The sequence below is a fragment of the Egibacteraceae bacterium genome, assembly GCA_040905805.1.
GTDB lineage: Bacteria > Actinomycetota > Nitriliruptoria > Euzebyales > Egibacteraceae > DATLGH01.
Genome location: JBBDQS010000048.1, coordinates 68360 through 78695, shown reverse-complemented (window position 1 = coordinate 78695; position 10336 = coordinate 68360). Strand labels below are relative to the sequence as shown.

The 10336-nt window shown below is 72.4% G+C and carries 10 protein-coding genes and 1 tRNA gene; 3 read left to right on the top strand and 8 right to left on the bottom strand.

Annotation, left to right across the window (positions count from 1 at the left end):
* Positions 1–65 precede the first annotated feature (65 nt).
* Positions 66–1199 carry a PIN domain-containing protein gene (locus WD250_05945; GenBank protein ID MEX2619742.1) on the bottom strand — a complete coding sequence of 378 codons (1134 nt, stop codon included), beginning with the start codon at positions 1197–1199 and terminating at the stop codon, positions 66–68.
* A gap of 157 nt (positions 1200–1356) precedes the next feature.
* Here WD250_05945 and WD250_05940 point away from each other — a divergent pair, with 157 nt between their 5' ends.
* A complete protein-coding gene (locus WD250_05940) occupies positions 1357–3543 on the top strand; it encodes a SpoIIE family protein phosphatase (protein ID MEX2619741.1) in 2187 nt (728 codons plus the stop codon).
* Positions 3544–3547: 4 nt separating this feature from the next.
* Here WD250_05940 and WD250_05935 read toward each other — a convergent pair whose 3' ends face one another.
* Complete coding sequence (locus WD250_05935) at positions 3548–4306, bottom strand: methyltransferase domain-containing protein (protein MEX2619740.1); 759 nt, start codon at positions 4304–4306, stop codon at positions 3548–3550.
* Between the two features lie 255 nt (positions 4307–4561).
* On the opposite strand from WD250_05935, the gene WD250_05930 reads away from it, so the two are divergent.
* A complete protein-coding gene (locus tag WD250_05930; protein MEX2619739.1) occupies positions 4562–5434 on the top strand; it encodes a hypothetical protein in 873 nt (290 codons plus the stop codon).
* Between the two features lie 80 nt (positions 5435–5514).
* Here the strand turns inward: WD250_05930 and WD250_05925 are convergent, their stop codons facing one another.
* The 6 genes from WD250_05925 to WD250_05900 all read right to left on the bottom strand — a co-directional run bounded on the left by WD250_05925 (position 5515) and on the right by WD250_05900 (position 9765).
* On the bottom strand, positions 5515–6417 hold the full coding sequence (locus WD250_05925; protein ID MEX2619738.1) for a hypothetical protein: 903 nt from the start codon (positions 6415–6417) through the stop codon (positions 5515–5517).
* Positions 6345–6785 carry a hypothetical protein gene (locus WD250_05920; protein MEX2619737.1) on the bottom strand — a complete coding sequence of 147 codons (441 nt, stop codon included), beginning with the start codon at positions 6783–6785 and terminating at the stop codon, positions 6345–6347. The genes WD250_05925 and WD250_05920 overlap by 73 nt, the downstream gene beginning before the upstream one ends.
* A 131-nt stretch (positions 6786–6916) precedes the next feature.
* Entirely contained in the window at positions 6917–7339 is a 423-nt protein-coding gene (locus WD250_05915; protein MEX2619736.1) for a hypothetical protein, read from the bottom strand.
* A gap of 40 nt (positions 7340–7379) precedes the next feature.
* Positions 7380–7467: transfer RNA gene (locus WD250_05910), tRNA-Leu, on the bottom strand.
* On the bottom strand, positions 7430–8803 hold the full coding sequence (locus tag WD250_05905) for an NAD(P)H-hydrate epimerase (GenBank protein MEX2619735.1): 1374 nt from the start codon (positions 8801–8803) through the stop codon (positions 7430–7432). The genes WD250_05910 and WD250_05905 overlap by 38 nt, the downstream gene beginning before the upstream one ends.
* A gap of 221 nt (positions 8804–9024) precedes the next feature.
* Entirely contained in the window at positions 9025–9765 is a 741-nt protein-coding gene (locus WD250_05900; protein ID MEX2619734.1) for a PIG-L deacetylase family protein, read from the bottom strand.
* Positions 9766–9859: 94 nt separating this feature from the next.
* Between WD250_05900 and WD250_05895 the strand changes: the two genes are divergently transcribed.
* The gene (locus tag WD250_05895) at positions 9860–10327 is read left to right on the top strand and encodes a CBS domain-containing protein (protein MEX2619733.1); all 468 of its coding nucleotides are present in this window, start codon (positions 9860–9862) and stop codon (positions 10325–10327) included.
* The last annotated feature ends 9 nt before the right edge of the window (positions 10328–10336 follow it).

The following is a 10336-nucleotide window of genomic DNA, read 5'->3' as shown; positions in this document are numbered from 1 at the left end:
CGCGACCGCCACACCCTGCACAGCGGAGAATCGCCTCCGCACGATCCGGCGATTCACGTCTCAGCTCAGGCGTCCGGCACGGCCAGGACGTAGTCGTCGGCGTCGTCGTCCCATTCCATGGTGATCACCCCGCGGGTGCGCGCGGCCTTGGCGAACTGCAGGAACCCGCCGAAGCCGAACTCCTTCTCACTGAAGTCCGACTGGCGCTTGCGCAGCACGTCCTTCAACCCCGACAGGGGCGGCAGGTCGCCCTCCTTCTGCAGGTCGGCGACGACGTCGCGCAGCAGCGCGAACGCCCCCTCCTCGCCGCTGGACTCCTCGGGGAAGCCGACCTCCGGGTCACCCTTGGCCGTGCCGGCCGACAGCTCGATGACCTTCTTGGACTCCAGGTGGCGCAGGAGCTCACCGAAGCCACGGAAGCCGTAGTCCGCCTCGCTGAACGTCGGGTCCTTGCGCAGCAGCGCGCGCTTCAGCGTCGAGGCCAGCACCTCCCCACCGGTCGAGCGGTGCAGGCCCGACAGGGTCTGGGTGACGAGCTTGCCGAGCTCGGCGGGCTCGCCCTTGGGGGTGGACATCTCCTTCTCGGGCTCGTGGGCAACCGGCTCGCGTTGCGGCGCCTGCTCGGAGGTCACCGCGGCACCGCCCCGGGTGGTGGGCTTCGCCGCCGGCGGCCGAGACGGGCCCCGGCGCCCGCTGCGGCCCTTCGTGCGCTGGGGCACGTTGACGCCCTCGAGACCTTCGTAGAAGAGGAACTCGTCGCACGCGGGCGGCAGCATCGCCGACGTGGACGCATGCAGGCCGACGCCGATCACCCGCTTGTTCAGCTCCCGCAGCTTGCCGACCAGCGGGGTGAAGTCGCTGTCGCCGGTGCAGATCACGAACGTGGTGATGTAGCTGCGCTCGAAGGACAGCTCGATCGCGTCGACGGCCATCTTGATGTCCGCGGCGTTCTTGCGGACCGCGCCCATGCGCTGGGGGATCTCGATGAGCTCGACGTGCTGCTGGGTCAGCATGCGCCGGTCGGCGTCGAAGTAGGACCAGTCGGCGTAGGCGCGGCGCACCACGACCCGGCCCCGCTCGGCCAGCGCGTCGGCGACGGGCTTCAGGTCGAACGCCATGCCCCCGAGGTCCTCGCGCGCGCCGATGGCGAGGTTCTCGTAGTCGAGGAACAGGGCGATGCGTTCTTCATCGGTAGCCATGGGCCCCGAGCCTACGCGCTCGCTGATCCCGACGTGTGCGGCCGCCGGCGTGGCGCACGAGGGTGCGCGCGTCCTGCCGCGGATCTCGGCCCCGGCCGGCCGTATCCTGTGTCACCGGGTGGGGCCGTCGGCGGCCCCGCCGAGGCGGATCGGGACGGTGAGCGGCACGGACGGCGGCGGCACGGTCGGCGACGCGGCAGCCCACGTGCGTGTGGAGCTCGAGCGGTTGCGCCTTGGGTTGCGCGCCGGCGGGCTCGGCGTGTGGCAGTGGGACCGCGCGTCGGGCGCCACCGCGTGGGACCCCGCCCTGGAGGCGCTCTTCGGCCTGGCCCCGGGCTCCTTCGCCGGCACGATTCAGGCCTGGGCCGACCTCGTCCACGCCGATGACCGTGCCGCGGTGATGGCGACCGTGGACGCCGCCACCCAAGCCGGTGACGACTACATGGTCGAGCACCGGGTGGTGTGGCCCGACGGGAGCACGCGCTGGCTCCACTGCGACGCCCAACCCCTGGTGGCCGGAGGGCACCTGACGGGCTACATCGGGATCACCCGCGACGTCACCGCCCGCCGTCGCGCGGAGGAGGAGCGCACGGCGCTGCTCGCCGGGGAGTCCGCCGCCCGGGCCGCCGCCGAGGCCGCGACCGAGCGCCTCGCCCTGCTCGCGCGGGTGTCCGCGACCTTGGGCGACACCCTCGACCTGGACGAGCGGCTCACACGCCTGGGCGCCGTCGGTGTGCCGCACGTCGCCGACTGCGCCGCGGTCTACGTGCGTGAGGGCGAGCACGTCCGGCTGGTCGCGGTGTCCCACACCGACGCCGAGGGCGAGCGGATCCTGCGCGACCTCGCCGAGCGCTGGCCGGTCCGTCTCGACGCCCCCACCGGGGTCGGTGCCGCGATCCGCAACGGTGTCACCAGCCGCATCCAGCACCTCGGGGAGGGCGAGCTCGCGGCGATGGCCACCAGCGACGCCCAACGGGCGGCGTTGCAGAGCCTCCGGGTGACCAGCGGCCTCGTGCTGCCGATCCGTGGCCGGGGCGACCCCGTAGGAGCGGTGATCTTCCTCGCCACCGGGTCCCGCCATCTGGACCACGCCGGGATGGCCCTGGCCGCCGAATTGGTCGGGCGGGCCGGCGTGCTGATCGAGAACGCGGTCCTGTACGAGGCGGGGGAGCGTGATCGCGCGGCGCAGCGCTACCAGGCCGCGCTGCTCGGTGCGCTGTACCGGGCCAGCCTCGATGGGATCCTCGTCGTCGACCCAGGCGGCCGGGTGCTGTCACGCAACGACCGCTTCGCGGAGGTGTGGGGGTTCGACGCGGCGCGCGCGGCGACCGAGGACGACGACCTGCTCCTGGAGCAGGCCATGGACAAGGTGGCGGACCCGGCGTCGTTCATCGCGCGCGTGCGCACCCTCTACGCCGCCCCCCCGGCGACCGCCCAGGACGAGATCCACCTCGCCGACGGCCGGGTGCTCGACCGCCACGGCATCCCGTTGCACACCGACGAGGGCGCCTATCTGGGATGGGCCTGGACGTTTCGCGACGTCACCGTGGAACGGGCGCAGCAGGCCGCGATCACCCAGGCCGGCGAGCGCTCCGCGGCCCTGGCCCGCACCCTGCAGGAGAGCCTGCTGCCGCCCCGCCTGCCGTCCATCGCCGGCATCGACCTGGCGGCGCGGTACCACCCCGCCTTGGAGGGCGTCGAGGTCGGCGGAGACTTCTACGACGTCTTCGCCGTGGGCGACGAGTGGTGCATGGTGCTCGGTGACGTCTGCGGTAAGGGCCCCGAGGCGGCGCGCATCACCGGCCTGGCCCGATGGACGCTCCGTGCCGCCGCCATCCGCAACCGCGAACCCGCTGCCATCCTGGAGGACCTGAACGCCGTCATGCGCGGCGACGTCGCGTCCGACGAGCTCGAGCCGCGCTTCGCCACCGTCTGCTGCGTGCTGGCCACCGCGCACCACGGCGGTGGCGTGACCGCCCGCATCGCCAGCGCCGGCCACCCCGTGCCGCTGGTGCTCCGCGCGGACGGCACCGTCACCGCCCTGCCGCTGACCGGGACGCCGGTCGGCCTCTTCGACGAGATCGAGCTCACCAGCACGACCGTCGAGCTTGCGGCCGGCGACGGGCTCATCCTCCTGACCGACGGCGTGCTGGAGGCGCGCAACCGCGGTGGCAGCCAGCTCGAGGTGGCCGGCGTCACCGAGGTGGTGCAAGCCGAAGCCGGCGGCTCTGCCGCCGCCCTCAGCAGGGCGATCGAAACCTCCGCGCTCGCGTACCAGGACGGCGTCGCCCACGACGACATCGCCGTCCTCGTGGCGATCGCCGGCCCAGGTCAGGCAGGGTAGGCGCTCACGGCCGACGACGACCGATGATGGCCACCAGGCCCGCCGGCAGCTGGTAGCTGCCGATCGTCGACACCACGGTGACGTCCACGCCGTGGCGGGCCAGCAGCTCCGGAACCCCGGACGTGTCGATCAACACGTTCTCGTGACGCTCGTGCCCACGCCGCCACGACCCGTCTTCGACCCGCACGAACGTCGTGATGTCGCGGACGTATCTGTTCGGCGCGGGCACCGTGGACTCCGTGATGACCGCCCAATCCTCCCCGACGGATCCCACCGTGGGCTGGTCGCCGCGCAATGCCGCCCAGCGCAGGTCGCAGATGTCGACAGCCAGGATCCCACCAGGGCGGAGCGCCTCGGCGATGGCGACCAGCGAACGGTCGATCGCGTCCTCGTCGGCGAGGTAGCTCAGCGCGTGGCCGACCGATACCACCGCGTCCGCTGCTGGCAGGTGGTCATCCGGCAGGACCAGACGGCAGAGCTCGTCGGCGTCGGACACGACCGACCGAGCCAGATCCAGCATCGCCGAGGACGCATCGCTGGCGACCACCCGATGTCCCGCTTCCACCAGGTAGCGGGTCAGTAGTCCGCTGCCGCATCCCAGCTCCAGCACCAGGCCACGGGACCGCCGAACCGGCTCCAGCAGCGCCAGCATCCCGTCCGCGCAGCCGGAAGCGTGAGCGCCGAACCCCCGGTGATGGACGAGGGCCAGATCACGGCCGTAGTACGGCCCTGCGGGTGCCGACATGGCCAGCAGTATGGCCACGAAAGGCGACCGTGGCGAGCGTGCATCTGTCGTACTCTGGTGCACCGCAGGTGGTGGCGCAGTACCGGGTCACCCGCCCGTGAGCCGGCAGCGCCCATCGCCGATCCCGGAACCCCCGCGGATGAGGCGGCGTCTGACAGGACGACTGTGGCTTCAGCATCTCCATGGCGGTCGCAGCGCGACCGCCCTGCCCGGCACAGCAGAGAATCGCCCTCACTGGCTCTGGCACGTCACGAACAGAGGGGAAGGCAGCCGATGCATCGCATCCGCCGGGTGCTGGCCGTGCCGGTGCTCGCCGTGCTGGTGCTGGCTGGTTGTGGCGAGCCGCTGCAGCCTGGACAGTCGGACCGGTCCGAGCCGGCGACACCGGCCGCAGCCGCGGACGCGATCTGGTTCGAGGTGCTCGGCGTATCCGAGACGGCGACCGGCGACGACGGCTGGCACCTGGCCGGCGACGCGGACTCGTTCAGCCGGCTCTGGGACCACCACGGTTTCGCGGGACCGCCACCCCAGGTGGACTTCGGCACGCGTGTGGTCTTGGTGTCCGTGCGCGCGGAGGACGCCTGTCCCGACGACCTGGTCGAGATGCGCCTGTCCGGTGGTGTCCTGGAACCGACGTTCCTGCCGCCGCCCGGCGGGTGCGAGGAGCCGCTGCTCACCACCGCGCACGTTGTCGCGGTGCACCGCGGTGACCTGCCCGAGCAGCTCACCGCGGTCCTGCGCCAGCACGAGGGGCACGGCGGCGACGTCGAGACCCAGCTGTCCCTGCCTCCCTACGACGGATCTCCTGCGCCCGCCCCGCCGGCGCCGCCGCGGCAGATGAGCGCCGCGGCGCTTGACGCGGTGTTCGACGGGCACCCGCTGCGCCGTTGCGACGAGGTGCCCGACATCAGCTCCGAGGAAGAACCCGACCCCGTCTCGCAGGCGGCGGCCACCGAGCGGGAGCTGGGCGCGGCACAGGAGGCGCTCCGGCCACTGCACGACGACGGCACCCTGAGCTACAGCGCCGCCGCCGAGCACCTGACCGTTGGCGTGATCGACCCGACACGCGAGGACCTCGACGCGATCGCCGCCCTGGTCGACCCCGCGTTCACCTGCGTGGAGCCAGTCCTCAGCGGACTGCCCTAGCCCGACTTTCCTGGATGGCGACGTGTTGAGCGGTGAATGTGCAGGTCAGGGCATGTTTTCTGCTGGTGGGAGTGTATGACCTAAGCGCGTGGGGCGTAGCGGTCGAGGCCGAACAGGTCGTAGAGGCGCTGCTGGGTGGGGTTGATGTCGGTGAGCATGCGCCTGGCTTTGGGCCGTCCGCCGGTGGAGGGGTAGACCAGCACGGTCTCTTCGATGCCGGCGAGGGTGGCGAGCAGCTCACGCACGGACATGGGCAGGCCGGCGTGGGCGGCGGTGCGGCGCATGAGATGGGCGATCTGCAGCGCGAGGGTGCAGTAGAAGGCGTGCATGCGGATCTTGTGGTCGGTCCAGTGGAACATCGGCGAGAACGACACGACTTTGGGGTCCTTCATCTGGCGGAAGCCGGCTTCGACGTCGGGTTGCCAGCGGTAGGCGCCCACGACCTCGGCGACGGGCCAGTTGTCGCGGTTGGTGAACAGGATGCGTTTGCCGAACAGCTCGTCTTCGAGCTTGGCGCGGGCGCGGTGGTTGGTGCGCCAGCGCAGCCTGCGGGTGGCGGCATCTTCGCCGGTGAGCTCGACGGTGATGACGCGGCCCAGCCAGCGGGGCGCGAGGATACGGTCGATCTCTGTTTGGATGGCTGCGGTGTTCTTGCGGGTGCGGCCGCGGGCGAGGCGGGCTTGCAGCTCGGCGAGTTGGCGGCGTGCTTTGGCCAGGGTCTGGGAGAACCCGCGTGTCTGGGCGGCGTGGAAGTCGGGCGAGTGGGTGATGACACAGCGGCGGGTGACGCCGTAGGCGGTCACGGTGGTGTCATGGGCGGTCACGCCGGGGAAGCGGTCGGCGTCGACGACCTCGAACGCGTCGTGGTTGATGGCCAGCAGCGCTGGATGGTTGGACGGCGGCAGCGAGGTCACATAGCCCACGGCGGTGGTTTCGAGGTGGTGTTGGTTGTCGGTGGAGTTCTGCCCGGCGTCGTAGGCCACGGCTCGCCGTAGCGTCCCCCCAGGTCAGTCGCTCGTAGGAAGGTTTCCCGTGCCCCCACCGGGTCGCCCGACTCCAGCGTCCGCAGCGCCAACGGCAGGAGCAGATAGCCCTGCTCCACGCACTCCTGCCCGTAGTCGTCGAGCAGCCGCTGCGCCCGGGCGAGCCACCCGCCACCGCGGGCCATCTCCCCCCGGTTGAACAACTCGAGGGCCAGCCAGAAGGCGCACCGCACAGCCGCGGCCACGGCGAGCCGCCGCAGATCCTCCGGCCCGAGCGGCTCCTCACCGTCTGCGGCTGACAGCTGCGCGTAGGCGTCACCCCAGACGTGCCGGTCGAAGCTCGAACGGCCCCGCTCCAGGCTCTCCATGCCCTATCCACGCCCCCTGCAACACGCCGGTGACCGCCGCCCAGACGCGAGCACGACAGCACATACCTGCATGCTGGAGCCTATACCGGTGGATCACGGTCGCAGCTGCGATACGCGGTCGCATCCGGGGTCTACTGGTGGGCGCCGACCATCGCCTCCGCCGGGCTGACACCAAACCACCGCAGCTGGCTGTACGTCTCCAGCTGAGCCCAGTCGTCGAGCCGATCAGGCGGCACGGGCACGAAGACGACCGGCATCTCCGGGTCGAGCCCCAGCGGGAAGGTGCTCGCCAGCGGATCCACGCCGACATAGATGCTCACGCGATCGGGTCCCGAGATCTCGATCATCTCGTCGAAGACCGGCAGATCTGCGCGGGCCGGACCGTCCGTTGCAACGCGGAGAACGGCCAGCTCGCCGACGATGGGTTCGGCGCGGCCCTGTTCCTCGGCGAGATGGGCGAACAGCTCCGGCGCGACGACCACGCCGCACGGCGGACTGCCATGCGCCTGCTCAGTGTCGCGCAGCCAGCTCTCGAGGATCTCCGTCAGCGTCATCGCTATGCCTCCGATCGCATCCTCGGTGAGTCCGCAGAACTGGTGCCCGGAGTGGGACTCGAACCCACACGTCCCGAGGGACAGGGGCTTTTAAGGCCCCCGCGGCTGCCTGATTACGCCATCCGGGCCGACCGGCTGATCCTGCGCCGCCAGCGTAACCGCGGTGTCGGGCACGAGTCGCACGAGGGTGTCAGCCTGCGCGTCGAGACCGGCCAGGTAGAGGTCGCCCACGAACGGTCCCATGCCCCGACCGAGCAGCCCCGGTCGCAGCGCGCCCAGCGCCACCGTGACGTCCGCCGGCACGCACGCACCGACCAGGCCGCGCAGGGGGTGCAAACCGCTCGGCGTGTCCACCGCCACGACCGGTGCCGACTGGTGACGCAGCGCCAGCACGAGCTCGCGCGGCTGCCCGCCGAGCTCCCCGCAGAGCCCCCCACCGACCAGGGCGTCCACCACGAGCCCGGCCGGGGGCAGCAGGGCACCGTCGTAGATGGCCGAGACGGCAGCGACCGCACGGGCGGGGGCAGCGGCCACCGGGGCCAGGCGGTCGGCGGGACGATCCAGCACCACCCGCACCTCTCGGCCGGCAGCCCGCAGCAGTCCGGCCGCCGCCAGCCCCACGGCGCCGTTGCCGCCCCCGCCGGCCAGCACGAGCACCGGGCCCGAGGTGGCTGCGGAGGACCGCGTCACGGCCGCGGCCAGGGCGCGCCCCGCCGCGGCCACCATCACCGGCGTCGGCTGCGCGCCGCCGCCCTGGTCGACCGGGACCGCGGAGATCAGACGCTCCGCCAGTCCCGCCAGCTGCGCGACCCCCCCGGCGGGCGCAGCCCGGGGCGCGGTCTCCCACGGCCGCACCTCCCGCTCGGCAGGCAGGTCTGCGAGGTCGGTGTCGCCGTGCCAGCGCGCGTCCAGCATCCCGAGCACGGTGGCGGTCACCACCGCGGTCGCGCCCCACAGCAGGTGGCGCTCGTCGAGCTGCCAGGCCCACGTCCGGCCGGCCGTCGGCAGCCGCACCACCCTCCACGCCGCCGGGTCGCGCAGGGTCGCCAACGGGGTCAGGAGGATCTCGGCGACCTCCGCCTCCGCGGCGGTGAGCGGGTGCGGGGCGTGCCAGCGCGCCACGACCGGCTGCAGCCAGAACCGCGAGGGCGCGATGTAGAAGGCCGGCAGGCGCCCGAGCACCTGCGCCGATCCCGAGGAGAGCGCCACCTCCTCCATCGCCTCACGCACCGCCGCGTCCTCGACCGTCTCACCCGTCTCGACCCGCCCGCCGGGAAAGGAGAGCTGGCCTGGGTGGGTGGCCAGGTCATCGCGTCGGCGGGTCAGGACGACGTCGAGGTCGCCGGTCCCGTCGGGATCGCCGAGCAGGACGAGCGCCGCGCCGAGCCTCCCGCCCACCGGGGGCGTGAGCGACTCGGCGGGCAGGTCGTCGAGCGCACGGACCAGCACGGACCAGGGATCCATCCCACCGAACCTACCGGGGGGATCTGCCGTGCGTGTCCGGACGGTGCCCGGCGTGGGTCAGCCGCCGCGTCCGATCAGGGCCAGCACCATGGCCAGCCCGATCACCACGACAAGCACGCTCACGACGGTCTTCTGGGTGCGGGGACTCATCATCATAGTGAGCCCATCCTTGCACGTCCGGGCCGATCCATCCGTTCCCGGCTCTGCGGACCGACCGGGCGTCACCCCTCGAGGTCGCGGAAGCGCAGGACCGTGAACGCCTCGGAGAGGGCCACGCCGACCGCCTGCCCGTGCAGGGCCGCCATGGCGCGCATGCGCTCCTCGGGGTCCCGCTCCCCCAGCTGGGAGGCGTGGCAGCGCAGGGCGGCGATCTTGCGATCGAAGGTGTCGGTGACGTCGACGTGGTGCGGTCCGCCGCCGAAGCTCATGAGCCAGAGCTCGCTGACGTCCCAGGGTTCCAAGCCCTCGTCGAGCAGCGTCTGGTCCCAGAGCCGGCTGGATGCGGCCGGGTTGATGGAGTGCAGCACGAGGTCCCCGACCGCCCGGTGGTCCGGGTGGTTCACGGTGCCCCGCTCGGTCCACCGGATCTCGGGGTTCAGGGTGAGCACGACCTCGGGCCGGTGCCGGCGGATCTCGGCCGCGACCTGGCGCCGCACGGGGATCGTGGCCTGCAGATGCCCGTCGGGGTGACCGAGGAACACGATGTCGGTGACGCCGAGCTCGCCGGCGGCAGCGCGCTGCTCCTCGACGCGCAGCGGCACGAGCCGCTCGCGGGTCATGGTCGGGTCCGGGGACCCGGCAGCGCCGTCGGTCGCGACCACGTAGCGCACCTCGGTGCCCTCGTCGACCCATCGGGCGATGGTCGCTGCCGCACCGAACTCCGCGTCATCGGGATGGGCCACGACCACCAGCGCTCGGCGGAACGGGCGGGGCGTTGCCCACAACGACGGCGGGGTGGACACGGCTGCGGCCTCCTGGTGTCGGTTCGGCGGCCCACAGCGTAGGAGCCGGAGTGAGGCCACCGCATTCCCGGTCCGCCGGGGATAGGCTTCGGCCATGCCCCGCGAGCTGCCTGTCACCCAGATCATGACGACCGACCTGGTCACCGTCGCCGTCGACACCAGCGTCGAGGAGGCCGTCGCCTTGCTGAGCCGCCGCGGGATCAGCGGCGCCCCGGTCGTCGACTCGGAGGGCCGCCTTGTGGGGCTCCTCGACGACGACGACCTGATCGTCTCCGAGGCCCGCCTGCACGGCCCCACGGTCGTGGAGATCCTGGGCGCCTACTTCCCGCTGCCGGGCGAGCGCCACCGCTTCGACGAGGACGTCCGCCACGCCCTTGGCGGGACGGTCGGCGAGCTGATGGACGATGACCCGCCGTGGGTGGGACCCGAGGCCACGGTCGAGGACGTCGCCACCCTGATCGTCGCCCGCCACCTCTCGCGGGTGCCCGTCGTGGACGAGCACCGGCGGGTCGTGGGCATCGTCACCCGAAGCGACCTCGTCGCCGCGATAGGGCGCGCGTAGCCCGGCGGG

Coding starts and splice junctions, on each gene's coding strand:
- WD250_05945 (MEX2619742.1), bottom strand. CDS start 1,199: ATGGCTACCGATGAAGAACGCATCGCCCTGTTCCTCGACTACGAGAAC.
- WD250_05930 (MEX2619739.1), top strand. CDS start 4,562: ATGCATCGCATCCGCCGGGTGCTGGCCGTGCCGGTGCTCGCCGTGCTG.
- WD250_05920 (MEX2619737.1), bottom strand. CDS start 6,785: ATGGAGAGCCTGGAGCGGGGCCGTTCGAGCTTCGACCGGCACGTCTGG.
- WD250_05915 (MEX2619736.1), bottom strand. CDS start 7,339: ATGACGCTGACGGAGATCCTCGAGAGCTGGCTGCGCGACACTGAGCAG.
- WD250_05905 (MEX2619735.1), bottom strand. CDS start 8,803: ATGGATCCCTGGTCCGTGCTGGTCCGTGCGCTCGACGACCTGCCCGCC.
- WD250_05895 (MEX2619733.1), top strand. CDS start 9,860: ATGCCCCGCGAGCTGCCTGTCACCCAGATCATGACGACCGACCTGGTC.